This window comes from Rhodococcus sp. 05-2254-5 (assembly GCF_002258575.1).
GTDB classification, from domain to species: Bacteria; Actinomycetota; Actinomycetes; order Mycobacteriales; family Mycobacteriaceae; genus Rhodococcoides; species Rhodococcoides fascians.
In genome coordinates this window covers 292,702-316,644 of sequence record NZ_NOZG01000022.1, presented here as the reverse complement: position 1 = coordinate 316,644, position 23,943 = coordinate 292,702, and the positions used below count along the sequence as shown (strand labels likewise).

Sequence of the window (23,943 nt, the reverse complement as noted above, 5' to 3'; positions counted from 1 at the left end):
CCGGCTCTATGCGCGTCTGTGTCGTCAGGCGCGCGTACTACCGGCGTCGAACTGTCTGAAGCCGATCAGGTTGCCGAACGGATCGAGAATCTGGCACAGACGTTCACCGGTGAACACCGATTTCGGACCTCGATGCACGACGCCTCCGCGATCGACGCAGCCGGCGACCACTGCGTCCACGTCGTCAACGTTCCAGTACGAGACCGACCCTGCGGTTCCCGCGGGGCGGTTGTACGAATCGGTGACGTGGACGGTGAGTCGCGTACCGGAGACGTCGAACGCGGCGAGTTGCTCGTGTACGTCGACGGGGTCGGTGCCCAGGAGCGGTCGGTACCAGTCGACGGCGGCGGCGAGGTCGTCTGCGAAGTAGAAGACGTTCCCCACGCCCGAGAGTGCGTTGTCCATCATTGTCCGTTCGGGTTCGTTCGCGCAGACAGCGCGATGTCGTGGGTTTCGGTTCGGGTAGTGCCGTCGACGGTGTGGGTCAGGGCTTTCTGCACCACGTCGTGGTCGGAGCCGGTCCACCTTTCTTCTCGCTGACGTCGATACTGGCTCCACGACGGCACAGTGAACTGCTCGACCACGGTGTCCTCGACGTCCAGACTCCGGTACAGGTTCCAGGCGTACGCCCCCGTTCGCTTCCGCGCGATCCCGACCGGAGCCATCGACGTCAGAAACTGCTCCAGAGCGTCGTCGACCACTCGGTACGTAACGGTGATCCGCACCGGCCCGTCGTCCGGATCGGGTTCGAACATCACGGTCGGGGTCGGCCACGCCATGGACACCGCACGGTCGAGCACGCCGGTCTCGGGTCGCAGGGGGAGGACTGCGACACTCGCAGCGACGAATGCCAAGGCGGCTACCGCGACCGCGAGTGCGTCGACGATGCCGATCTTCGACGCCAACCATCCCCACACGAGCGAGCCGATGGCCTGAGAACCCATGAAGACCAGAAGGTAGACCGACATCCCGCGCGCTCGAACCCAGGTGGCGAGCGAAAGCTGGATAGACGCATTCAGTGCGGTCAACGTCGTGATCCAGGCAATGCCGGACAACAACAGCGCCGGGACCACCGCCCACAGCGGAAGCCACGCGAGCGCTGCCATTCCCACGCCGTACCCGACAGCAGAGCCGACGAGCAAGGTGTTTGCGCCGCAATGTTTTCGGAGCATCGGTGTGGCGGCAACGCCGATCACGGCTCCGACCCCGAGTACGCCCAACAACACGCCGTATCCCACCGAGCCCAATTTCAGTACCGACGACGAAGCCGATGGCAGTAGCGCCCACAATGCAGAGGCGGGGAAGGCGAACAACGCCGAGCGCAGAATGATTCGTCGAACGATCGGGCCGGACCGGATGTAGCGGACCCCGGACAGGATCGACTCGGCAAGGCCTTCTCGATCCGTTTGTGGATGTTTCGGGCGTTTCCATGCAATCAGCACGCTCAACGTTGCGAGAAAGGAGGCGGCGTTGATGGCGAACACGAAGGTCGGCCCGGCCAACGCCACCAGTACCCCGGCAAGCGCCGGTCCGACGGCCCGCGCCCCGTTGACGGTCACGCTGCCCAGCGCCGAGGCGGCCGGGATTTCTTCACGGCTCACCAGCTCGGGCTGAATGGCCTGCCAGGCGGGAGCGGACAGTGATGTCCAGCAACCCAATACGAATGTGCAGGCGAGCAATCCCCACGGAGACAAGGTGTCGGTCCATGCCAGTGCGGTCAACATAATTCCGGTCAGCATCGAACCGGCACCGACCGCGATGAGCAGAACGCGGCGATCGAGCGCGTCGGCGAGCGCGCCTGCCAGCAGGGCCAGCAACAGGGTGGGTAACAGACTTGCTGTCTGCACGGCGGCGATGATGGTGGTCGACGCCTCACGTTCGACCAGGAACCACTGCGCACCGACGGTCTGCATCCAGCCGCCGATGTTCGACACCAGCTGTGCGATGAAGAGGCTGCGGTAGACGGTATTCCGTAGCGGTGACCACGCGGACGGTGCTGCCGGCGTGGTGTCGGTGGCGCTCACGCCAGTCCCGCCGACCATTGCGCGAATGTCTGCCATTCGACCTCGGGATATCGGGTGCGCAAGCCGTCGATGTCCGCGTCGTATCCGACGTCGGTCAAGAATTGGAACATCGCTCTCATGTCCTCGGAACCTATGTCCCGTGCCCGGCTCGAATACGGCTGCACCGAGGTTCCGAGAACGTCGCCGAGAGTGTTCGCCATGGCCTCCAAGCTCGGATCGTCCGACGCGAGATCGATTCGCATCTCGCGAAAGTGCGCGGGTTCGGTCAACACGAGGGTGACGAACCGCCCCAGATCCCGCCGCGACAGCTGCTGTAATGGAGTGTGGAGCGGCAAGGGCAGATCGAGGCGGCCGGCCATGACGTCGTCCAGTCCGCCGAGAAGGTTGTCGTAGAAGTAGGTGGGGCCGACGATCGTGTACGACAGCCCAGCTCGACGCAGCAGTGCCTCGGTTTCGGCCTTCGTCTCGAAATGCGGTATGCCGGTGCGGCGGTCAGCGCTCGCAACCGAGGAGAACACCACGTGCGGAACCTCCGCGGCGATCGCCGCATCGACGAGGGCTGCGCCCTGAGCCAATTCGGCCGCGGGACCGTCCTCGAACGGCGTCGTCATCACGAACGCACCGGCACTGTCTCTCAGTGCAGCCGCGGACGATTCCCGATCGGTGATGTCCGCGACGACGATCTCGGCACCTCGCTCACGTAGCCGATCCGCGCGGGCCGAATGACGCCGCACCACTGCGCGCACCGGTAGCCCCCGCGCCAGCAGGGCATCCACCACCGCGCCGCCCTGCCCTCCGGTTGCTCCGACGACTGCGTACGGTCTGATCATCGTGTTGTCACCTTTGTTCCGGAGGGCGAGAGCGGGGCTGCTACTGGGCGATGAAGGCGAGAATGTCTGCGTCCAAGGCCTTCTGGTAATCGCCGTAGATTCCGTGCGGTGCACCGGGGTAGACCTTGAGGGTGCCGTGCTGGACGAGTTCTGCGGTTTTCAGTGCCGCCGCGGCGATCGGCACGATCTGGTCGTCGTCACCGTGGGCGATGAAGATCGGGACGGTCAGCGCTTTGAGATCCTCGGTGAAGTCGGTCTCGGAAAACGCCTTCACGCAGTCGTATGCAGCAGTCAGATTGACCAGCATCCCCTGTCGCCAGAAGTCGTCCTTGGCGCCCTGGGAGATGGCGGAGCCCTCACGGTTGGCACCGAAGAACGGCTCGGACAAGTCCTTGTAGAACTGCGATCGATCGTAGAGAACGCCGTTGCGGATGTCGTCGAGTGCTTCGATCGGCGTGCCCTCGGGGTTGGCCTCGGACTTCAGCATGACCGGGGGAACGGCACCGGCAGTGATCACCCGAGCGACGCGGCTGCCACCGTGCTGCGCGGCGTACCGCACGACCTCGCCGCCACCGGTCGAGTGTCCGATGAGGGTGAGTTCCTGCAAGTCGAGGGCCTCGACCAGTTCGGCCAGATCCTTGGCGTAGGTGTCCATGTCGTGGCCGACGGCAGTCTGCGAGGACCGGCCGTGGCCGCGGCGATCATGTGCGATGGCGCGGTAGCCGGCGTCTGCGAGAAGCTTCAGTTCGAGCTGCCAGGCATCCGAGGACAGTGGCCAGCCATGACTGAGCAGAACTGGCTTTCCGGTGCCCTGCTCGGTGTAGTAGATCTCGGTTCCGTCGGTGGTGGTGATGTACGGCATGGCCTGCTCCTTGGTTCGGTTCGATTGGGTACCGACAACATTCGTCCGTTCCCGGGTCGAAAGCGTCGCCGCTGCCATCCAACGCGGGGGAGGAGATTCCGGTGGCGCCGCTACCTGCTAGCCGGTAGACAGACCGATGTGGACCGACAGTGTCGTGCCACCCCCGGGTGGGCTGGCGATGGTCAGTTCGCCGCCGACTGCGGCCACCCGATCCTGTAATCCGATCAAACCCGACCCTGTGCTCGGATCGGCACCTCCGCGGCCGTTGTCGGTCACGGTCAGTTCCAAGCTGTCCTCGGTCAGGTGCGCGGTGATGTCGACTTCGGTGGCCTCGGCATATTTGGCCGTGTTCGTCAGCGCCTCGGCGACCACGTAGTACGCAGCCACTTCCACCGATTCGTCCATCCGGGAGGAAATGTCGGCGGTGAGGGCAACGGGAATCGGACTGCGTCTGGCCAACGTCTTGAGTGCCGGTGCGAGTCCTCCGCGCGAGAGGATTGCGGGATGGATGCCGCGACTGAGTTCGCGGAGGTCGGTGTGCACCTGCGACAGCGTCTCGACGCTGCGGTCCAACATCGCGCGGAGCTCGGTCAGATTCTCCGGGGCAGCGGCTTGGGCGCCGCGCAATTCCATTCCGAGAGAGACGATTCGCTGTTGGGCACCGTCGTGCAGGTCACGCTCGATACCTCGGCGGGCTTGGTCGGCTGCGGCGACCACGCGGGACCGGGACCGCGTCAGCTGAACTCGTGTGTCGTGGTTGTAGACCGCAGTGGCAACGAGGTCGGCGAAGTCGGCCAGTCGATCTCGGGTCTCACCGCCGGCCGCATACTGCGTAGCTGTCGTGCCAATGATGACGGCACCCCAGGTATTGCCGTCGACAGTGATCGGTACACCTTCGACCCAGCGAATACCCCTGCCCTCCAGTCGCTCAGCGATACCGCCGGTCGCTTCGGTGAAGTCGACGGCAGCGGCGCGGCCGGTGTCGGCGACGATCGTGGCCACGTTCTGCCCACCGATCGGCAGTCGATCACCGGCTTGCACGCGCTCACCGGCGGAGTCGTCGCGGATCGCCAGAATCGTGTAATACCCGTCGCCGTAGCGGATCACCGAAACATGTTCGTTGTCCAACCCGACGGTGAGTTCGTGTGCGACTGCGAGGTACACGTCATCCGGATCGGCCCGCAGCGCCACCAATGTTGCGACCTTCCGCAGTGACGCTTGCTGGCGTGCCAGCGCGACGGTACGGAGGTGCATGTCCTGACGGTCGCGGGCGGCGGCAAGAAGAGCCTCCAACGAAGGCGCGACACGGCGGATACGGCGGGCATCGACGCTATCGAGATCGGCGGGAACCAGCAGCGACGCGGTGACGACGTCCCCGTCCCGAAGCAGGATTTTCTCCTGCCCCACGGACGCGTCGGCATTCCCTTGCTTCAACACCGCGAAGGGCAGGTCGAGGACCGCAGCCAGGCGGGTGCTGGCAACATCGAGCATTGTCGGGGTGTGGTCCGAGCGCAAGATGGTCTTGGCGAACGCCGCCAGCATATCTGCTTCTCGTCGACGTTGATCGGATTCGGTTGCGCGCAAACGTGATTGGCCAACCAGTACGTTGGTCAGAAGCGCCAGTGCCAGAAACACGATCAGTGCAGGGACGAGGCTCTCACTGCTTTCGAGTACATGGATGTAGGCGTACGCGCCGGCACTGGCGACCGATGTCGCGATCGACAGACGAAAGCCCCACCCCGCAGACACGATCAGCACTCCGAACAGGAATATCGCACCGAAAGCATTCTCGGGTGACACCCGTTTGAGCGTCAGCACAACGAGTATCTCGACGGCGATGGCGGCTGCGGCCACTGCGATTCCGCAGGCGACCGGCGGCGCACTCGGCCGGAGTATCAAAGTGACGATCCGGTCGCGGAGGGCGGTGTCCGACGTCATCGGCACATCCGACTGCTCGATTTACCGCTAGCGGTAATGCCGACCCGAGCAGTCTCTGACACTCTCGACAGAGTGATGCCCTCCCGCCTGCAGTGCCTGATCGTCGACGACAGCGACGCTTTCTGTGTCGCTGCACGCCGACTGTTGGAATCGGCAGGGATGTCGGTGGTCGGCACGGCGACCTCACTCGCCTCGGCGATCGATGCAGTGCTGTCCACCCACCCCGATCTCGTGCTGGTCGATATCGACTTGGGTGCTGACAGTGGGTTCGACGTGGTCGAAGCGATCGACGCCCAGGATCTGACGCCTCCGCCTGCCGTCATTCTCGTGTCGACACACGACGAGGAGGACTTTGCAGACCTGGTGAACAACAGTTCTGCCCTGGGTTTCCTGTCGAAATTCGAGCTGTCGGCGAACGCGATCGAAGCCCTGCTGGGCACCTGATGGCGGGTCACCCGACGGTGTCCAGATACAGGATCACCGCTCGCACACGACGGTGATCGTCGGCCGTTTCCGACAGGTCCAATTTGGTGAGGATGCTTCGGACGTGCTTCTCGACGGTTCCTTCGGTGATCCACAAGCGTCTGCCTATGCCCGCGTTGGAGAGCCCTTCGGCCATCAAGGTCAAGACGTCCCGTTCGCGAGAACTCAACGCGCCGAGGGGATCACCTCGGCGCTTGGCCGCAACCAGTTCGTAGACAAGAGCAGGATCGATGACCGACGATCCTGCCGCGATCCGATCTATCGTCGAGACGAAGTCGGCGATGTCGGTCACACGGCTCTTGAGCAGGTAACCCATACCCTTGGCGGTGTTGTTCGCGCTGTCGAGCAGTTCGAGTGCGTGATCGACTTCGACGTGAGCAGACAGGAGCAGCAGAGAGACGTCGGGGAAACGGTCGCGGATCTTCACGGCCGCGTCGAGCCCCTCGGCGGTGTAGGTCGGCGGCATCCTGATGTCGATGATCGCCAGGTCCGGTGGATCTTTCTCGAGCAACGCCAGTAACTCCTCGGCGTCACTGGCCCGGCCCACGACATCGAGGCCCGCCTGGGTGAGCAGACTGGCCAGGCCTTCTCGCAGCAACACGTCGTCATCGGCGATGACTACTCGTATCTGGGACATCACGCTCCTCGAACCCGTCGGGTTCGAAGTATCGGCTGCGGCGTCGTGAGCTGTCATCAGTCATTCGACTCTATTGCGCGCTTCGAGTGTCGACTCGGTTTCGCGATTCTTCAGTCGCTCGATCGGTCGTCGTGGATTCCACGGTTCGGAGTCGGCCCGGGGGAGAGGTCGTTCTCACGGGTTGCCTCGAAAAACAACTGCAGGAAGGACGACGACGCATCCCCGGGCTGGGCGGCGCGAGCCTGACGGGGTTCATCCGATGACCTCGACATCGCCATTCCGTCCCTTCCGTCCCTCACCCGCGGAACGGGTGTCGCTTCCTCCCCAAATAGTCTCAGATTCTGAACAGTCAAACAACTGAGAGTTCTCAGGGTGGAACCGGGAGGCGGGGTGGTGAGGAAGTCGACGTACCGGCTTACATACCGGCGGCCGTGGGAGGTTCGATCAGCATCCTCTTGATCACTTTGCCGGTCGCGGTTCGGGGGAGTTCTTCGAGGAACGTGATGTCTCGCGGCACCGAGAACCGGCTCAGTCGATTTCGGATGTAGGCCCGCACCATATCTGCGTCGAGGCCTGCAGCACCCCGACCGACGACGAACGCCGCGAGGCGCTGACCGTATTCGTTGTCGGGTACGCCGACCACCGCTACCTCGCCGACCTGAGGAAGGTTGGCGATGGCGTCCTCCACCGGCCCGGGAAACACGTTCTCGCCGCCGGAGATGATCATCTCGTCGTCCCGCCCGCACACGAAGAGCCGCCCGTTGCAATCGATGTACCCGAGGTCGCCGGTATCCATGAGTGCTGCACCGCGAGCCGAAGCAGTCGACGGAGGCTCGGCGTTCGTGTAGCCGTCGAAGAGCATGTCGTTACCTACGAATATCCGGCCCAGAGTGCCGGTCGGAACCACTGCGCCGTCGGCGTCGAGTACGGCGATCGTCGTGCCGAGCGGCGGCCGACCCGCGGTAGTGGGAGCTGCACGCAGATCCTGCGGTGTGGCGATGGTCGCCCACGAGACCTCGGTGGAACCGTAGAAGTTGTACAGAACATCTCCGAACGCATCCATGAACCGCGAGACGGTCGACCCCGTCAACGCCGAACCGCTGCACGCGACGACTTTCAAGCTGGACGTGTCGTAGCGTGATCGCACGGACTCGGGTAGATCGAGTATGCGCTGCAACATGATCGGGACGGCGATCAGCGACGTGCACCGATGAGTCTGGATTGCCCGCAAGCACTCTTCCGGATCGAATCGATCCTGCAGAACCACTGTTGCCCGCAGCGGTGTACTGATCTGCAACGCCGCCAGCCCCCAACTGTGGAACATCGGCGCAGCGATCAGCATGCGCTCGTTCATACGAAGTGGCATGCGGGACAACATGGCCGCGACGGTCCCGAAGCCGCGTGGGGTCGGGCGAAGTGCACCTTTGGGAGACCCGCTGGTGCCCGAGGTCAGCACGACAACGGATCCGGGCCGTTGCGGTCTGTCGAACGTGGCGGACGGAGCCGCGACGAAATGCTCCAGAGTGCGACGGCCCGCGACGACGGTATGAGCCGACAAGCTGACGCGGAGGACGTCGTTGGGGAGGTAGCGAACCATCTTGTCGAATTCGTCGTCGACGAACAGCGCTTGCAGCTGGTGACGACTCGAGATGGTCTCGATCTGGCGGGCCGCGAGGCCGGTGTTGAGAAGTACGACCTCGACACCGAGCATGCCGCAGGCGACGACGCATTCGATCATGGCAGTGTGATTGCGGGCCAGAACTCCTACCGTGCTTCCCGGGCGAATTCCGGATGCGGCGAACCCTGCTGCTATCCGATGCGATCGCAGGTGGATCTCTGCGAACGTGCGAGTACCGCGATCGTCGATCACGGCAATTTCGTCCGGTGACTTGGCGGCGGCGGCCGCGAAGCCACCGCCGAGGGTGAAGCCCCATTTCGCCAGCGAGTTCAGCTGCCGGTATGCGCGATCAGGACGCGCGGCACGAACGACGCCGGTACCGATCATCGTTTTGAGGACCGCAAGCTGTAGCGACCGGGAATCGCCGGCGTTGGACACGATCGATGTCGTTGCGCCGGAGAGGGACTCGGCCAACCTGTTCAGGCCACCCATGACCCAGTCGACCACTGCCCGATTGTGTTCGGGTTGCGGCGAGTAGGTTCCGGCCAGGCCGGCTCTGAAGATCGTCACATCGATTTTGGTCTCGCTCGGTGAACGCGCGCTGAGGGTGAATCTGATGAAACCGCCGGATTCGACGTGCTCGACGGTGATGATCGGCCGGTTACGTCTGTTCACCACGACTTCGAGTGCGTGTTCGACCCCACCGACGCCGCACGTGTAGCGGTTCGCCGACTCGCTGAGAAGGCAGTACCCGAGCCCGGGGAAATATCGCGGGTACAGTTCGACCGCACTGAGCACCCCGCACACTTGCTCGACGTCGTGTGCGAAGACCGTGCTGCAGTCGATGACGTCGGAAACCATGGTCCACCCCTGTGCCTTGCCGTGTCGAACAGCGCCGCTGCCACATCGGCACCGACCAGAAGAATGGCAGCGCACATCGGTAACGGGTCATCCGCCTGGATGAAGTCGTCATAGTAATCCCGGTGCGCGGTTTCGGGAAGGAAACGCGAATCTCCGTCTAATTGGGACGAAGTTCGCCGCCGCCCCAGATCTCGTCGAACGGAACCGTGCGGGCCAGGATTCGCTCCGCCGCTCGGTGTCCCGACAGGAATGCCGCGGTCACCGTCGACGGATCGTCCGTCCACGTTGCCTCGCCGGCCAGGTGTAGAACTCCGCCGACCGGGGTCGACAGATCGTCGTGGTCGCTCGGTCGCGAGCCGACCGCCGGGTAAGAGTAAGCACCGCGGGAGAACGGGTCGTCCTGCCATCGCGTGACATGCACCCGCTGCGGAGAGATCACGCGTTTGCCGTAGAGGCCACGAAGCGCGTCGAGCACCGACTCGGCAATACGTGCGTCGGACCACTGCCGGATCGTCTGCGCACACGGCCCCGCCGCAAACGTGAGCAGCGTGGGCAACCCCTGCGGCACGGTCACGTCATACCACGAGTGCCACCAACGCCCGGCCTCCCCTTGCTGCCGAATCGCGTAGACGTCCTCGTCCCAGAATGCATGCGGGAACTGTAGGAACACCTTCTCGAACGCGTTCATCTCGAGTCCGTCCAGCGCAGTCGACACCGGATGGGGAAACGGCGGTTCGATAAGCAAGGTCGGTGACTTCAGGACGCCGATCGGAACCGTCACCACGATGTGGTCGGCCGAGAACGTCTCGGTGAGAGTCTCGACGGAGGAGCTGTTCGATCCCCACGCGATGCGTGTCACTTCATGGCCGAGTCGTACATCCAGCCCGTCGGCCAGACAGACCGCGAGCCGGTCGTACCCCTCGGGGAAGACGACCTCGTCACCCTCGATCGCGTCGTCGTCCAACCCGTGCGCATCGAGCATCCCCTGGTCGACACCCAGCTGTTCCTCGGCCCGGTGACCCAGGAACTCCCGGACCCGTTCGATTCGATCAGGATCCCATGCGAGCCGTTTCACGGTGCTGTTCACGGCATCCCCGTACGACGTGCCCAGGGTCGATGTCGCTATGGTCGCCGCCAGTAGCTCATCGACGACGTGTACGTCCGACGCGAAGCTCGTAACCTCGTCCTCGCTCAGACGCCGTCCGTTCGGTGAGTAGTACGCGATGGGCCGTCCGTCCGGCTGAAAACTCCCCACCGTGAACTCGCTGGTCGGAATGCCGAAAGCCTGTACCGCGTCGGCCAGCGGATTGTTGTCGATTCCATGAACCCAGGACGCACCGACATCGAGAATCTGTCCGTCCGTCCGCAGGGTGTGCACTCGTCCGCCGATGCGGTCGCGGGCTTCGAGAACGACCACACGGTGACCCGCACGGTGCAGAATGCGTGCTGCGGTGAGGCCGGAAATGCCGGCTCCCACCACCACGGTGTCGACGTGCGTCATGCTCTGTCCGTTCCCTTGGTTGCCGACATGCTCAGTTCCCACGGCCGGGGTTGCCGTTGCCGGAGTTCCCGTTGCCTGAATTGCCGTTGCCGTTGCTGTTGCTGTTGCCTGGACTCCCGTTGCCGGAGTTGCCGTTGCCCGCATTACCGTTGCCCGCATTACCGTTGCCGTTGTTCCCGTTTCGCGGTGGAGCCGCAGGTTGTGGTGGCTCGGCGGGCACCTGATCGACGGCGGGGGCGGGCACGTCCTGGGGGAGGTTCGAGACAACCGGCATCGAGGACTCGGATGCAGTCGTCACGGGTGCCGGACTGGTCGGAGCGGTGACCGATGTGGACGGCGATGTCTCGATCGGCGCGTCGCCTGTTCCGGTTGCCATCCAGGCAATTACCGACGCGACGGCGACGAACAGTGCGGCCGCAGCCAGAGGGACAAGACCGCGACGTCGTGAACCCTCCGTTGGCCGAGGGGCCGAATCCTGCTCGGCGACAAACGTTGTCGCATTCGCGACGGGCAGGACCGCAGTGGCCGGCGGTGGTGGTGGTTCGCTGGAGAGACTGTGTAAGGCGTCGGCCACGGTGTCCGCCGTCGGCCTGTTTTCGGGATGTCTGGCCGTCATCGTCGTCAGCAGCGAATGCCACTGGGGCCCGAGTTGCTCGGGTACCTCGGGGTCGCGGTGCAAGCGCGCCACGGCTGCGGCTACCGCGCTGCCGTCGAACACCATTGCGCCGGTCAGACATTCGATGAGAACCAATCCGAGGCTGTAGATGTCGGTTGCAGGCCCCGCAGAGGTGCCCGTCGCCTGTTCCGGGCTGAGATAGTGAGCGGTGCCGACGGTGGTGCCGTGCTCGGTGAGGCGGTCGGCGTCGACGATGCGAGCGATACCGAAATCGGTGAGCTTCACGCAGTGTCCCGTGCCCGACGCCGGCTCTCGGGCGACCAGGATGTTGGCCGGTTTGATGTCGCGGTGGATGACGCCGCGGTGGTGGATATAGGCAAGGGCTCGAGCGATCTCGTGTCCCATCCGGGCGACGAGATCGCCCGGTAGTGCGCGGCCTGCGCGGTAGCCGTTCAGAGTGGGGCCGTCGACGAACTCCATCACCAGAAACGGCACTCGGATACCGCCGGTGTCGGGGGCGGTACCCGCGTCGTACAGCGTCACCAGGCCAGGATGCGACAGCGACGCGAGCGTCCTGATCTCGGCATCGATCCGTGCATCGGTATGTGCGGGTTCACCCTGACGGAATATCTTCACGGCAACGGGCCTACCGAGGACGTCGTCGTCGGCTCGAACGACATCTGCCATTCCGCCGCGCCCCACGACGTTGCCCAGACGATATCTGCCCGCGAACAGGTGATCGTCGGAGTTCGCACCCACCATTGTTCACCGCCGATCCGAAGTCTTCCGAGCACCCTATAGCCCGTCGGCGAGGGAAGAGGGCGCGGCCGGCGACCATCGGGCATGATGGTTCCCCGGGTGGGGACCGTCGAGGGGTACCGAGGGAGGTCCGCCTGTGCATCGTGACGCCTCGCACGCGCAATTTTCGCCGATGACGATCGATATCACGTCGACTTACCAGCCGATCGTCGCGTTGGACGGCCGAGCTGTCGTGGGTTACGAAGCCCTGGTGCGGACCTGCGGCGACGCGCAGGCCATCTCGCCGCCGCAGCTGCTGCGCGAGGCGGCCGATCGAGGCGAGTCGGCCGAGTTCGACTGGCGGTGCAGACTCAGCGCCCTGAGCGGGGCTGTCGAAGCCGGTTTCCCCGAAGGACTCGCGTTGTTCGTCAACGCGGAACCCACCGCCCTGGACGCGCCACCTCCGAGAGAGTGCCTGCCATTGATGGCCGAGGCATCTCGGTTGTCGATCATCGTCGAGATCACCGAGCGAGATCTGATGGGTGACCCCGCCGGGCTGCTGCGTGCGGTAGAGCATGCCCGCGACCTGGGATGGCGGGTCGCGCTCGACGATGTGGGTGCAGACTCGTCGAGTCTGGCACTGATTCCGCTCCTCCGGCCCGACGTCATCAAGCTGGATATGTCGCTCGTGCAGGGCCGTTCGAGCTATGCCACGGCGTCCGTGGTGTCCGCGGTCGCCGCAGAGGCCGAACGCAGCGGTGCACTGGTGCTCGCCGAGGGAATCGAAACGGAGCAGCACGAAGCTACTGCGCACGACATGGGTGCGGTTCTCGGCCAGGGCTACCTGTACGGCGCTCCGACTCGTCTACCCACCTTCGGAGCCACCGGCGGGACGGCCAACACACTCGAGTTGGAGCCGGCAATAACCGTCCGGGCCCCTGTTGCCGTGACGCCGTACGGTCTGGTCCATCGATTCGGAACCCGTCGACGCGCTGACGCACGGCTTCTCGACGACATCGAGAACGGTCTGCTTCGCAGTGTCTACGGCACCGGTGCGTCGACCGTCGTATTGGCGACGACGAACGCGTCGGCCGGGACGACCGCCGAGCGTGTCGCGTTGTTCGACGACCTCGCTGTGCGCACGGCTCTCCTGGCTGTCTTCGACTCGCGGCCGATGCCGGGTGAGCATCGGTTTCGGACCGTTGCGGTCGGTGAGGACGAACCACTGGCGTCGGAGCGCTCGGTTGTCATCGTGGCACCGATGTCCAGCGTTGCTCTCATCGCGGTGGAGAGCGGAACTGCCCACGACGGAAGCGTGTTGTACGACTACTGCCTGACCTACGACCGACACATGGTCCTCGATGCGGCGACGCTTCTGCTCCGCCGATTGCCCGCTCGGACCCATGCGTGAGCCGGTTCGAGTCGGGACGAGGTCTCCGTTGAGCCGGGTGCGTCCGAACGGGGCTACGCCGACCACGGGACCCCAGCCCGGCGCACTCGGTACACTGACCCGCAGTCGGCAGGAGGTGAGGGCATGAAGACGGATTTCAAGAAGACCCTCGACTCGTATTCGGCACGGCGCAACGTGTTTCGAGTTCTGACCGTGCCACCGACGAGATATTTGATGATCGACGGCCACGGGGATCCGAACACCGCGCCGGAATATGCCGATGCCGTATCCATGCTGTTCCCCGTTGCGAATCGGCTGAAATTCATCAGTAAGAACGACCTGGAGCGCGACTACGTCGTCCCACCGCTCGAAGCCTTGTGGTGGGCGCCGGACATGGCGGCCTTCACCACGCGCCGGGACAAGTCGAACTGGCTCTGGACTGTGATGATCATGGTGCCCGACTGGATCGACCACACGATGTTCGAGCACGCCGTAGGGGTCGACGCATCCGAGAACCGTTCGGACCGACGTGCCCGAATGCGCTTCGACACTCTCGACGAGGGCCTGTGCGTGCAAACTCTGCACATCGGTTCCTACGATGACGAGGCCGCGGTGCTCGACGAGATGCACGACCACTACATCCCGCAGGCCGGGCTGACGATGACCGGTCGTCATCACGAGATCTACCTCAGTGACCCACGACGGGTCGAACCGGCGAAGCTGCGCACCATTCTTCGGCAACCGGTGCGGTACTCGGCGGACGAGGCCTCGCTCTGACACGATGACCGGCATGACCAATGCGGTGCGTCCGGCGTCGTTCACCGTCGGCACCCTCACGTTGCTCGGGGCCCTGTACTTCGCACAGGGTCTGCCGTTCGGCTTCTTCACGCAGGCCCTGCCCGTCGTGCTTCGAGAGTCGGGTTTCTCGCTGGTGAAGATCAGTGCAACCGGGGTGTTGTTTCTGCCGTGGGCGCTGAAATTTCTGTGGGCACCGTACGTCGATCGTTACGGTTCCAGGCGGCGGTGGCTCCTGACGTTGCAGGTGTCCGCCGCGCTGGTGGCGCTTGCACTGTCGTTGCTCGATCTGTCTTCGACGCTGCGCTGGCTCTTCGTCGGGATTTTCGTCATCAACGCGCTGTCGGCCACCCAGGACATCGCAACGGATGGGATAGCGGTCCGCACGTTGACGGTGTCGCAACGCGGCCTGGGCAACGGTCTGCAGGTGGGCGCGTACCGGATAGGTATGGTGTGCGGCGGGGGAGTGCTGTTGTGGCTGTTCACCTTTGCCGGATGGCAGGTGCTCTTCGTTGCGATGGCATTGCTGATCCTGTTGGCGACGGCCCCGGTCTGGTTCATGAACAGGCAACTGGCCGCGGCAGACGTGGACACCGACCGGCAGCCCGAGTCCGAGAGCCCGGCGCGACTTGCTGTGGCCTGGTGGTCCCGATTGCGCAGGCCTGGCATGGTCGCGTTCATTCTTCTCATCGTCGGCTTCAAATTCGGAAACTCGATGGGCTCGGCGCTGGTCGGCCCGTTCCTCTCGGACAACGGACTGACCTTGACTCAGATCGCGCTGGTCGAGGGCGGCCTGTCGTCGGTGGCAGCACTCGGAGGTGCTGCGCTCGGCGCGTGGTTGTCCTTTCGCTTCGGACGTCGTCAGGCTCTGCTGGTCGGCGGAATCGCCCAAACCCTCAGTCTTGCGTTGTATGTAGCGGCATCGTTCGGCATCGGCGGGTTTCCGCTTCTGGTCGCGGCCAACGTCACCGAACACGTGCTGGGCGGCGCGGCAACCGTTGCCGTTTTCGCGCTGATGATGGACGCATCGGAAAAACGTTATGCAGGAAGCGATTACACACTGATGGCCTGTGCAATCGTCTTTGCGCAGGGTGCGTCCGGACTGACGGCGGGCGTGATCGGCGACGTGTTCGGTTACACCGCATTGTTCGGTTCCGCACTGGTGCTGTCCGCAGTCGGTTGCGCGGTGCTGATCGTGGCGCTCGACAGGGGCTGGGGGCCGACAGGGCTGCACGAGGTCATCTCTGTCGAATCGCGCACCCACTGAAGGTGCCCACTGCTCCTCCGTCGCTCAGCTTTCGACGACCGAGCCGGAGATGTTCACCATCCACTGCACACCGAACTTGTCGGTGAGCATGCCGAATACGTCACCCCACGGTGCTGCGTCGAGACCCATCGTGAATTGTGCGTCGACGGCCAGCGCGTTCCAGTAGCCCGTCAATTCCTCGTGCTCGGTACCGAAGAGCGAGACGCTCATCGTGTTTCCGGGTGTGTGTTCCATCGACGGCGGGGTGTCGGCCCCCATCAGTGTGAATCCGCTGGGAGTTGTCAACTGGCCGTGCATGATCAGGTCCTTCTCGGATGGATCGTCGGTGGCCTGGCCCTCGCCGAACGTTGTCATGGTGAGTTCTCCACCGAAGACCGTGCGGTAGAACTCCATAGCGTTGCGCGCATTGTCACGGAACGACAGGTACGGACTGAGTGTGGGCATGGCAGGGACTCCTTCTCGAATCGAACGACCGGTGCGGGCTGCATCGACTGCATCCGTCGAAAGATAGACACGGAGCTGGGGGAGAACTCACCGCCCGGGCTCGGATGGGCTCGCGTCGGCCTCCGCGAGAATGGCGCGGAGGGCAGCCACATGGCGGCGGTAGGCGTTTTTTCCCTCCCTCGTCAGCGATAGCCACATCCGCCGCGAGTCGGTGCGTGATCTCTGCTGGTCCACGTAGCCGGCGTCGACCAGAGCCGCCACCTGCTTGCTCAGCGCGGATGCGCTCAATCCACTGTGTTCCTTGACGACGGCGAGCTCGAGCGTCGTACCGGCCGCCAGCAGCGCGCAGATCCGCAGCCGGTTCGCCGGATGAATGATCGGATCCAGATCGTCCGTCATCGGTGTGTGCTCCGGTAGTGAGCGATCGAACCGAACGAGTAGGTCGCCGTCGCTGCTGCAGCGAGGAGCACCAACGCCCAGCTCGGCAGGGATGGCTGTGCGAATGCGAGTGCTACCACCACGAAAGCAACGGACAGTGCGACCGACGCCAAAAATCCACGGCTGGTAGGCAGCGCCCACGGTGTGCCCATTCGGTACCCGGTGATCACGTTCGTTGCCACAATGGCCGCGGCCAGAATCAGCAGGGCGACAGTGTGGTGGGAGTCGGTGAGCAGCGGCGTGAGTGCCAACGCACCGATGAGCACTGCGTTGACGGCGTACAACCAGACCGGCCACGGAGTGTCGCGCACGGCGCGTTGCACTCGGTCGATGTCGTCGAGAGTCGTTCGAGCTTCGGACGAGGTGGGCGTATCGATGCTTTCCATATCGGAAACCATATCGGATAGTTTCCGATATGGCAACGATTCGTGTGATCAGTTCTCGGGACCGGTGTCGGTCGGCCGTGGCACATCGGCCTCCCATCGAGCCCGTCGCTCGTCCGGGGACTGTTCCCACCACGGTGTACCTCGTTCTCCCAGAGCGACTTTGGCGGCTTGAACGCCCGCGCGAGACTCTGTGGCACCGGAGGTGCGTTTGACGTCTCTGCGCCACGCCATGAGGATCGAGCGCAATTCGGCGTTGCGATCCTCGGGAATATCGGGATCGGTAGCGCGCCACCGTCGACCCTTGATGACGACATAGTGACCGTCTTCGGTGCGTTCCACTTGCTCGGCCATGAGACCACCTTGCCACCCAGCAACGTCTGTGGTCGGTTCGACGCGTGGTTTACGATTCCGGCACCTGCTCCGCTTTCTCCTTGAACCGAACTGAGGATTGCCCATGCGCACCGTGATCGTGACCGCGTTCGTTTCGCTCGACGGCGTCATGGAGGGACCGGGTGGGGAAGTCGGCTACCGCAACGCAGGGTGGACGTTCAAGGACATCGAATTCGATCCTGCGGCGTACGAAATCAAGGGCCGTGAGCAGGACGAGGCCACGGCCATGCTGCTGGGCCGAACCTCCTACGAGGCATTTGCCCCGATCTGGCCCACAATGGACGACTTCTCCGGGTACAACTCGATGCCCAGATACGTGGTGTCGACGACGTTGGAGCGCAGCGACGACCGTTGGCCGGCAACCATACTGCGCAGCATCGACGACGTCGCCGAACTCCGGGAGACCGAAGGCGGGCCGATCTCGGTGCACGGCAGCGCGACGCTGGGTCGCAGCCTCGCCGACGCCGGTCTCGTCGACCGCTACCACCTGTTGGTCTTCCCGATGCTGCTCGGCGCGGGCAAGCGGCTGTTCAGCTCCAGTGACAAGGCCACGACCCACCTGGATCTGGTGGAGCACGAGGTGTACGGCAACGGCATCCAGAAGCAGGTGTTCGACGTCCGTCGATAACCGTAATCGTCGAAGACCCGGATTCGTCGACAGCGCGCGATTCAGATGTCGTCGCTCTTCAGGGTGCGCCGCCGAACGGCTACGAGATGAAGCTCGGGTCGGGACGCCGCCATCCGCTCGACCCGGTCGAGGATGTCGGTCACGTGCTCGAGGTCGCCGGCTACCACCGACGCTCCGATTTCGGCCCGTCTGTGCAGGTCGCGATGGTCGGTTTCGGCGACCGACACCGCGAATTTTCGATGCAGCTCCGAGATCACGGGCCGAATCACCGAGCGCTTCTCCTTCAGGGAGTGCACGTCGCCCAACAAAAAATCCAGTTCTATCCATCCGATCCACATAGGCTTTCGACTGTACCGCGGTAGTGGGCGGGGCTACCTGGTGCGAGCCGAAGGGCCCGCACCAGGTAACGGTCAGCTCTTGGCCACCAGGCCGAGTGCTACCAGATCGGCCAGATACTTCTCGATCAGTTCTCGCCCGAGGTGTGGGATATCGCCGACAGCCGACGCGAATTCGTCTGCCGGCAGGATTGCTCCCGACGACGGGTGCTGGGGATGCGCGTAGGAGTGGATCAGCGGCAACAACGAGTGTGACCGTTGTTTCTCCGGTAGTTCCTGAACTGCCGCGCTGAACCTTTCGAACCATTCGTCGTAGTCGTCGACGATCTCGATGGTGCAGCCCGCGTCACGTAGCCAATCGACGAACGTATCAAGCGATATGTCGTCGTCGTGGGGGTTCAGGATGTCGAAGGTTCGGTAGCCTGCCACGTCGTCGCCCGCGATCGAGGTGATGGCCGCTGCACTGAAGTCCGCAGGCAATCCGTCGTAATGAGCCAGTGGCCTGCCCTGCTCGTCGGTGGGCGCTCCGGTGTCGGTGGCATAGAAGCTTCTCGGTGCCAGCCCGGTTGCGACCACCGACAGGATCAGTCGCGTGAATACGTCGGGGACGTTCAGCTGACCGGACCAGGTGCTGTGGGCGAGGATCATGTCGGACCGGAAGACCGAGACGGGAAGCGAGTACTCGTCGAAAGCATTGCGCAACAACACTTCGCCTGCCCACTTGGAGTTTCCGTAACCGTTGGCGTACGACTCGTCTACTACTCGTTGCGGACTGTCCACCCGAATGTCACCGTTCTCGTGGAAGTCGTCGACACCGACGGCAACCGCGACCGTCGACAGGTAGGTCACCGGCTTGATGTGGTCGGTCAAGGCCAACCGAATCACCTCGGCCGTTCCGACGACGTTCGGTCCGAAGAGGTGCTCGTACGGCAGCGCGTGATTGACCAGTGCTGCCGGGTGCACGACGCGGTCCACGCGGCGGGAAAGCTCTTCCCAGACGTCGTCGGTCAACCCGAACCGGGGAGTGCCCAGATCGCCTGCAATCACGTCGAGTGCGGCGTCGGCCAAGGCGCGGTATCGATCGGACAACGTCGCGTCCCCGCTGTCGAAGGCGGCGTCGAGCCGAGCGCGGGCATCGGCATCGGAGCGTCCGCGCACCAGGCAGATGACTCTTCCGCCGGCGGCTGCCATCTTCTCGAGCCATTCGAGGCACAGAAACCTGCCCAGGTAGCCATTCGCTCCCGTCAGCAGCACGGTGTTCGTTACCGTCCGAGGGCCTGGAATTCGATGAGCGGCATCGAGCAGTGAGGCGTCCAGAAATACCGACAGGGTCAGATCCGATGCGTGCGCGACGGAAGCGTCGCGTCCGTGAACCGACGCGAATGTCGCTGTGTCGGAATCGTTGTCGATTGCGGACGTGATGTAGTCGGCAAGAGCCGCCAAGTCCATTGCGGGTCCGGTGATCACCCCGACCGGGACGTCGACGTCGTAGATGTCGCGCAGCAATGTGGAAAACGTCAACGCCGACAACGAGTCACCACCGAGATCGGTGAAGTGGGCATCGGGCCGGATGTCCGCGCCCGAACAGCCGAGCAGAGCCTGGGCGGCGTCCCCGACCGTGGCGAGCACGGGTGCCTGGGCACCGGAACGCCGGAGCTCACGCAGTCGATCGGTCTGCCCCGATTCGAGTTCTGCGTAGCGACGCTCGAGTTCGTCGCCGTACCGCTCGACGAGTTTGGGACGCAACTGCTTTCCGGCACCCGACAGCAGACCGTTGTCCTGAGTGAAGGGCTCGCGTTCGAGCACGACCTCGCGAGGTATCTCGTACGAATTCAACGACTCCGTGCGAGCGATCCGCTGTAACGACTCCATGATCGCGCCCGCAGTCGAGTTCGCGTGGGCAGGAACGACGATCGCCAACAGATACGACCGCTGGCTGTTGCCGTACAGGAAGATCTGGTCCACCAGCTCGCTCGTACCGAACACCGCTTCCAGGCGCGCCAACGCGACGAATTCGCCCTGGGCCAACTTCAGTACGTTCTTGCGACGATCCACGTATGCGAGCCGGTCCGGTTCCAGCTCGGCCACGACATCGCCGGTGCGGTAGAACCCGTCCGAATCGAAGACGTCTGCGGTCACATCGGGCCGCTTGTAGTAGCCGGGGATGATCGACGTCGTCTTGAGCAGGAGCTCACCACGTGGATGGGGAGTGTCGGTGGAGAAATAGCCGAGTTCGGGCACGTCGTCCAACTTGTATTCGAGAACCGGTGGCCGGGCGACGATCCCGTCGAGAAGTACCATTCCGGCTTCGGTCGAGCCGTAATTGTCGCGCACCCGAACGTCGAGCAAGTCGGTCACGAAATCCTTGACCTCGGCGGCGATGGGTGCGGTGCCCACCATTGCAGCCAGGATTCGTCCACCGAACTGCTCGGACCGCACGCGCTCGAGCACGCCTCGCGAAATCTGCTCGTGTTCGCCCGCATCGGTACCGTCGACCGCACGATCGATTTCGGCGAGCACGGTGTGGCGAATCATCTCGCACACCCGCGGAATCAACAACGCCAGCGTAGGGCGCGCGAGAGCGAAGTCCTCGAACAACGTGGACAGGTCGCTGGAGCCGGCGAAATGAACCGTGCCGCCCGCCGCCAGAGTCGAGAAAACGAGCCCGCGGCCCGCAAGGTGGCTCATCGGTAGGTAGTCGAGAGTGATGACGGGAAAAGCCGGCTCGTCGACACCCTCGGACGAGGCACCCGTCCGATGCCAGGCCCCGGTCCACGCACCGGACACGATCTGCTCGGTATACATCGCCCCTTTGGGAGTACCGGTGCTGCCGGAGGTGTAGATCAGTGCGGCGAGGCGCTCGGGATCCTCGACGTCGAACAACGGCACCTGGGGGAGTCGGGAACCCTCGTCAAGAAGTTCGGTGAGCGGTCGAACAGCAATGCCGGACCCGTGGACACCCTCGCGCGCGGATGTCAGCGCGCGGGTGTCGGCATCGATTCGGTCGTCGTAGTCGAGTACGACCACTGTGCGGATCGACCGGCAGTGACCGGCGACCTCCATCGCGACGGCGAGGTTGTCCACGTCGGAGGCCAGGACCACCGGCTCGACCTCGTCGACGATGGCCCTCAGTTGACCCGCGGTGGCTCCGGCCTGCAGTGGAACTGCGACTGCGCCCACACGGATGGTGGCCAGTTCGGTGATCACGTAGTCGATGCCGGCGAAACCGAGCGTGGCCACGAAGTCGCCTGCAGCGATGCCGCCGTCGTCGTAACCGAGGGCGGACGCCAAGGCTCCCGCGTCGGCCCAGGCCTGCCCGTAGGTCACCGTGTCGAATCGGGGGAGCAAGCGAGCGGTAGTGCTGCCGTCGGTGTCCTCGATCATGCGCGCGCGGCGTCCCAGGGCGGGGCGGTCGGCGTACCTGGTCATGATCTCGGCAACCACGCGAGCGAGGTTGGGTGCCAGTTCACGAGCCGCGTCGGCAACCGACCGATCCGGCTCGGCAGCCCGGAACTCCGGATCGCTGTCGTGCAGATGCTGGAAACGGTCTCGTTGGCGGATGTCTCGATCGTGTTCGCTGTCGACGGCCCCTGTGCTTTTCATGGCAATTGTTCGGGTCATGCTTCGCTCCCCTCCACGATGCACCGGACGACGCCGGATCATCGTGCTCGTACGTCGAATATCGTTATCAAAGGTAAGTATATGCCCGTGGCCGAGTAGGTAATCGTGACGCTGCTCATAGTCCAGTTGGCCGGAAATGTCTGTGTTTCAACCTTTCTCGCGTACTGCTACGCCGGGCAACCGTCGCGTATCCGGGCGGCCTAGGTACTCGATGTGGACGACCGAACTCGACTTGTATGGTGAGTTGCACGTCACGTGCGACGCGGTTGCCGCTCCCTCGTAGAGCTCACGCCGTCGGCTCACGCGTCACCCCTCTCGATCGGAGCAGCGAAATGTCGGACGTTCTCTCACGCCGCGACCTGGATTTTCTGTTGTACGAATGGCTCGATGTGGTTGCGTTGACGGAGCGGCCACGTTTTGCGGAACACTCGCGCGAAACGTTCGATGCGGTACTGGACCTGAGCGCAGACATCGCCCACAAGCATTTCGCCCCGCACAACAAGAAGGCCGATGCACACGAGCCCACCATGAACAGGGACGGTTCGGTGGAGCTGATCCCCGAGGTCAAGGCCGCTCTCGACGTGTACCGCGCCGCGGGGTTGATCGCCGGGCAGTTCGACGAATCGATCGGCGGTATGCAGTTGCCCGCCGCCGTCTCTCGTGCTGCGATGGCGTTCTTCCAGGCTGCAAATGCTGGAACGTCCTCGTATCCGTTCCTGACGATGGCCAACGCCAATCTGATCGCCACCTACGGCACTCCGGAGCAGGTGCGCGACTACGTGCGGCCCATGATCGACGGGCGTTGGTTCGGCACCATGTGCTTGTCCGAACCGCAGGCCGGGTCGTCGCTGGCAGACATCACCACGAAGGCTGTGCCGCAGGACGACGGCAGCTACCGTCTCACCGGAACCAAGATGTGGATCTCCGGTGGAGATCACGAACTGACCGAGAACATCGTGCACCTGGTTCTGGCGAAGACGCCGGGTGGACCTCCCGGCGTCAAAGGGATCTCGCTGTTCATCGTTCCCAAGTTCCTGCCGAACGGTGAGGGCGGCATCGCCGAACGTAACGACATCGTGCTGACCGGGCTCAATCACAAGATGGGCAACCGCGGTACCACCAACACCCTGCTCGCGTTCGGCGACGGAACCCATTCTCCCGGTGGGAAAGCCGGGGCAGTCGGCTATCTCGTCGCGGAGGAGAACCGTGGTCTGTCGTACATGTTCCACATGATGAACGAGGCCCGGATCGGCGTCGGATTCCTGGCGATCGCACTCGGCTACGTCGGCTACCTGAAGTCCGTCGAGTACGCGAAGACGCGCACCCAGGGACGGCCACTGGGAGCCAAGGATCCGGCCGCGCCTCCGGTCGCATTGATCGAGCACGCCGACGTGCGCCGAATGTTGTTGGCGCAGAAGTCGTATGTCGAGGGGGCATTGGCCCTCGGGCTCTACTGCTCGCGTTTGGTGGACCACCAGGATTCGGCATCGGACGCCGCCGACGCAGCTCGATCGACACTGTTGCTCGACGTACTGACACCGATCGCCAAGAGTTGGCCCTCGCAGTGGTGTCTCGAGGCCAACAGTCTTGCCATTCAGGTGCACGGGGGTTACGGCTACACCCGCGACTACGACGTGGAACAGCACTACCGCGACAACCGGCTCAACCCCATTCACGAAGGTACACACGGCATTCAGGGCTTGGACCTACTCGGCCGCAAGGTCGTCATGCAGAACGGTGCCGGGTTGGCGCTGCTCTCCGAGCGAATCGCCGAGACCGTGACGCGAGCATCGACTCACGGGGGAGCGGCCGAGCAGTACGGCACCGAGCTGAACAACAGGTTCTCGAGGATCGTCGAGGTCACCGCCGCAGTCTGGGGTACCGGTGACGCCGCCGTGGCGTTGGCGAATTCCACGGCCTACCTCGAGGCAATGGGCCACACGGTCATCGCATGGATGTGGCTCGAGCAGCTGCTTGCCGTGGGAGACCGAATCGGAGACTTCTACGACGGAAAGCGCTCTGCTGCACGGTACTTCTTCGTCTACGAGCTACCGAAGGTCGATGCACAGCTCGATCTGCTGGCGCTTCTCGATCGCACGACCCTCGATATGTCACCCGCCTGGTTCTGAGCACGAGACACC

Annotated in this window: 21 protein-coding genes; 6 read left to right on the top strand and 15 right to left on the bottom strand. The window is 63.9% G+C overall.

What is annotated here, in order from left to right:
* Positions 1 to 24: 24 nt before the first annotated feature.
* From CH278_RS14490 to CH278_RS14470, 5 genes are all read right to left on the bottom strand, one after another.
* Positions 25 to 405: a VOC family protein gene (locus CH278_RS14490; RefSeq protein ID WP_094622200.1), complete on the bottom strand. Its 381-nt coding sequence runs from the start codon at positions 403 to 405 to the stop codon at positions 25 to 27.
* Positions 405 to 2,024 (bottom strand): MFS transporter, encoded by a 1,620-nt coding sequence (locus CH278_RS14485; RefSeq protein WP_306436698.1) that lies wholly within the window; start codon positions 2,022 to 2,024, stop codon positions 405 to 407. Before CH278_RS14485 ends, CH278_RS14490 begins: the two co-directional genes overlap by 1 nt.
* A complete protein-coding gene (locus tag CH278_RS14480; RefSeq protein ID WP_032408233.1) occupies positions 2,021 to 2,854 on the bottom strand; it encodes an NmrA family NAD(P)-binding protein in 834 nt (277 codons plus the stop codon). Before CH278_RS14480 ends, CH278_RS14485 begins: the two co-directional genes overlap by 4 nt.
* Before the next feature lie 40 nt (positions 2,855 to 2,894).
* Positions 2,895 to 3,716 (bottom strand): alpha/beta fold hydrolase, encoded by an 822-nt coding sequence (locus CH278_RS14475; protein WP_032366147.1) that lies wholly within the window; start codon positions 3,714 to 3,716, stop codon positions 2,895 to 2,897.
* A 117-nt stretch (positions 3,717 to 3,833) separates the two neighbouring features.
* The gene (locus CH278_RS14470; RefSeq protein WP_094622198.1) at positions 3,834 to 5,654 is read right to left on the bottom strand and encodes a sensor histidine kinase; all 1,821 of its coding nucleotides are present in this window, start codon (positions 5,652 to 5,654) and stop codon (positions 3,834 to 3,836) included.
* A gap of 75 nt (positions 5,655 to 5,729) precedes the next feature.
* Here CH278_RS14470 and CH278_RS14465 point away from each other — a divergent pair, with 75 nt between their 5' ends.
* Positions 5,730 to 6,098 (top strand): LytR/AlgR family response regulator transcription factor, encoded by a 369-nt coding sequence (locus tag CH278_RS14465; protein ID WP_230073651.1) that lies wholly within the window; start codon positions 5,730 to 5,732, stop codon positions 6,096 to 6,098.
* Positions 6,099 to 6,105: 7 nt separating this feature from the next.
* Here the strand turns inward: CH278_RS14465 and CH278_RS14460 are convergent, their stop codons facing one another.
* The 4 genes from CH278_RS14460 to CH278_RS14445 all read right to left on the bottom strand — a co-directional run bounded on the left by CH278_RS14460 (position 6,106) and on the right by CH278_RS14445 (position 12,132).
* Positions 6,106 to 6,774, bottom strand: a complete 669-nt coding sequence (locus tag CH278_RS14460; RefSeq protein WP_094622197.1) for a response regulator — start codon at positions 6,772 to 6,774, stop codon at positions 6,106 to 6,108.
* Positions 6,775 to 7,189: 415 nt separating this feature from the next.
* A complete protein-coding gene (locus CH278_RS14455; protein ID WP_032387390.1) occupies positions 7,190 to 9,253 on the bottom strand; it encodes an AMP-binding protein in 2,064 nt (687 codons plus the stop codon).
* Between the two features lie 157 nt (positions 9,254 to 9,410).
* Complete coding sequence (locus CH278_RS14450; RefSeq protein ID WP_373557328.1) at positions 9,411 to 10,796, bottom strand: flavin monoamine oxidase family protein; 1,386 nt, start codon at positions 10,794 to 10,796, stop codon at positions 9,411 to 9,413.
* The gene (locus tag CH278_RS14445; RefSeq protein WP_094622195.1) at positions 10,786 to 12,132 is read right to left on the bottom strand and encodes a serine/threonine-protein kinase; all 1,347 of its coding nucleotides are present in this window, start codon (positions 12,130 to 12,132) and stop codon (positions 10,786 to 10,788) included. Before CH278_RS14445 ends, CH278_RS14450 begins: the two co-directional genes overlap by 11 nt.
* A 169-nt stretch (positions 12,133 to 12,301) precedes the next feature.
* On the opposite strand from CH278_RS14445, the gene CH278_RS14440 reads away from it, so the two are divergent.
* From CH278_RS14440 to CH278_RS14430, 3 genes are all read left to right on the top strand, one after another.
* Complete coding sequence (locus CH278_RS14440) at positions 12,302 to 13,519, top strand: EAL domain-containing protein (RefSeq protein WP_256991949.1); 1,218 nt, start codon at positions 12,302 to 12,304, stop codon at positions 13,517 to 13,519.
* A 123-nt stretch (positions 13,520 to 13,642) separates the two neighbouring features.
* The gene (locus CH278_RS14435) at positions 13,643 to 14,275 is read left to right on the top strand and encodes a GyrI-like domain-containing protein (protein ID WP_094622193.1); all 633 of its coding nucleotides are present in this window, start codon (positions 13,643 to 13,645) and stop codon (positions 14,273 to 14,275) included.
* Between the two features lie 13 nt (positions 14,276 to 14,288).
* Positions 14,289 to 15,560: an MFS transporter gene (locus tag CH278_RS14430; protein ID WP_032366217.1), complete on the top strand. Its 1,272-nt coding sequence runs from the start codon at positions 14,289 to 14,291 to the stop codon at positions 15,558 to 15,560.
* A 24-nt stretch (positions 15,561 to 15,584) separates the two neighbouring features.
* Here CH278_RS14430 and CH278_RS14425 read toward each other — a convergent pair whose 3' ends face one another.
* The 4 genes from CH278_RS14425 to CH278_RS14410 all read right to left on the bottom strand — a co-directional run bounded on the left by CH278_RS14425 (position 15,585) and on the right by CH278_RS14410 (position 17,179).
* Positions 15,585 to 16,004 carry a VOC family protein gene (locus CH278_RS14425; RefSeq protein ID WP_032366156.1) on the bottom strand — a complete coding sequence of 140 codons (420 nt, stop codon included), beginning with the start codon at positions 16,002 to 16,004 and terminating at the stop codon, positions 15,585 to 15,587.
* A gap of 87 nt (positions 16,005 to 16,091) precedes the next feature.
* Positions 16,092 to 16,403, bottom strand: a complete 312-nt coding sequence (locus tag CH278_RS14420) for a transcriptional regulator (protein ID WP_032366157.1) — start codon at positions 16,401 to 16,403, stop codon at positions 16,092 to 16,094.
* Positions 16,400 to 16,828 (bottom strand): hypothetical protein, encoded by a 429-nt coding sequence (locus CH278_RS14415; protein ID WP_094622192.1) that lies wholly within the window; start codon positions 16,826 to 16,828, stop codon positions 16,400 to 16,402. The genes CH278_RS14420 and CH278_RS14415 overlap by 4 nt, the downstream gene beginning before the upstream one ends.
* Positions 16,829 to 16,876: 48 nt before the next feature.
* Positions 16,877 to 17,179 carry a hypothetical protein gene (locus CH278_RS14410; RefSeq protein WP_032366159.1) on the bottom strand — a complete coding sequence of 101 codons (303 nt, stop codon included), beginning with the start codon at positions 17,177 to 17,179 and terminating at the stop codon, positions 16,877 to 16,879.
* 103 nt (positions 17,180 to 17,282) lie between these two features.
* On the opposite strand from CH278_RS14410, the gene CH278_RS14405 reads away from it, so the two are divergent.
* The gene (locus tag CH278_RS14405; protein ID WP_032366160.1) at positions 17,283 to 17,846 is read left to right on the top strand and encodes a dihydrofolate reductase family protein; all 564 of its coding nucleotides are present in this window, start codon (positions 17,283 to 17,285) and stop codon (positions 17,844 to 17,846) included.
* Between the two features lie 41 nt (positions 17,847 to 17,887).
* On the opposite strand, the gene CH278_RS14400 is transcribed toward CH278_RS14405, so the two are convergent.
* Positions 17,888 to 18,184, bottom strand: coding sequence for a DUF503 domain-containing protein (locus CH278_RS14400; protein WP_032366161.1), 297 nt, complete (start codon positions 18,182 to 18,184; stop codon positions 17,888 to 17,890).
* A gap of 72 nt (positions 18,185 to 18,256) precedes the next feature.
* Positions 18,257 to 21,802 carry a carboxylic acid reductase gene (gene car / locus CH278_RS14395; protein WP_179274568.1) on the bottom strand — a complete coding sequence of 1,182 codons (3,546 nt, stop codon included), beginning with the start codon at positions 21,800 to 21,802 and terminating at the stop codon, positions 18,257 to 18,259.
* Positions 21,803 to 22,134: 332 nt separating this feature from the next.
* Between car and CH278_RS14390 the strand changes: the two genes are divergently transcribed.
* Complete coding sequence (locus tag CH278_RS14390) at positions 22,135 to 23,931, top strand: acyl-CoA dehydrogenase (protein WP_094622190.1); 1,797 nt, start codon at positions 22,135 to 22,137, stop codon at positions 23,929 to 23,931.
* Positions 23,932 to 23,943: the final 12 nt, after the last annotated feature.

Coding starts and splice junctions, on each gene's coding strand:
- CH278_RS14410 (WP_032366159.1), bottom strand. CDS start 17,179: ATGGCCGAGCAAGTGGAACGCACCGAAGACGGTCACTATGTCGTCATC.
- CH278_RS14415 (WP_094622192.1), bottom strand. CDS start 16,828: ATGGAAAGCATCGATACGCCCACCTCGTCCGAAGCTCGAACGACTCTC.
- CH278_RS14490 (WP_094622200.1), bottom strand. CDS start 405: ATGGACAACGCACTCTCGGGCGTGGGGAACGTCTTCTACTTCGCAGAC.
- CH278_RS14400 (WP_032366161.1), bottom strand. CDS start 18,184: ATGTGGATCGGATGGATAGAACTGGATTTTTTGTTGGGCGACGTGCAC.
- CH278_RS14465 (WP_230073651.1), top strand. CDS start 5,730: ATGCCCTCCCGCCTGCAGTGCCTGATCGTCGACGACAGCGACGCTTTC.
- CH278_RS14455 (WP_032387390.1), bottom strand. CDS start 9,253: ATGGTTTCCGACGTCATCGACTGCAGCACGGTCTTCGCACACGACGTC.
- CH278_RS14480 (WP_032408233.1), bottom strand. CDS start 2,854: ATGATCAGACCGTACGCAGTCGTCGGAGCAACCGGAGGGCAGGGCGGC.
- CH278_RS14420 (WP_032366157.1), bottom strand. CDS start 16,403: ATGACGGACGATCTGGATCCGATCATTCATCCGGCGAACCGGCTGCGG.
- CH278_RS14460 (WP_094622197.1), bottom strand. CDS start 6,774: ATGTCCCAGATACGAGTAGTCATCGCCGATGACGACGTGTTGCTGCGA.
- CH278_RS14470 (WP_094622198.1), bottom strand. CDS start 5,654: ATGACGTCGGACACCGCCCTCCGCGACCGGATCGTCACTTTGATACTC.
- CH278_RS14475 (WP_032366147.1), bottom strand. CDS start 3,716: ATGCCGTACATCACCACCACCGACGGAACCGAGATCTACTACACCGAG.
- CH278_RS14425 (WP_032366156.1), bottom strand. CDS start 16,004: ATGCCCACACTCAGTCCGTACCTGTCGTTCCGTGACAATGCGCGCAAC.
- CH278_RS14405 (WP_032366160.1), top strand. CDS start 17,283: ATGCGCACCGTGATCGTGACCGCGTTCGTTTCGCTCGACGGCGTCATG.
- CH278_RS14390 (WP_094622190.1), top strand. CDS start 22,135: ATGTCGGACGTTCTCTCACGCCGCGACCTGGATTTTCTGTTGTACGAA.
- car (WP_179274568.1), bottom strand. CDS start 21,802: ATGACCCGAACAATTGCCATGAAAAGCACAGGGGCCGTCGACAGCGAA.
- CH278_RS14445 (WP_094622195.1), bottom strand. CDS start 12,132: ATGGTGGGTGCGAACTCCGACGATCACCTGTTCGCGGGCAGATATCGT.
- CH278_RS14440 (WP_256991949.1), top strand. CDS start 12,302: ATGACGATCGATATCACGTCGACTTACCAGCCGATCGTCGCGTTGGAC.
- CH278_RS14435 (WP_094622193.1), top strand. CDS start 13,643: ATGAAGACGGATTTCAAGAAGACCCTCGACTCGTATTCGGCACGGCGC.
- CH278_RS14430 (WP_032366217.1), top strand. CDS start 14,289: ATGACCAATGCGGTGCGTCCGGCGTCGTTCACCGTCGGCACCCTCACG.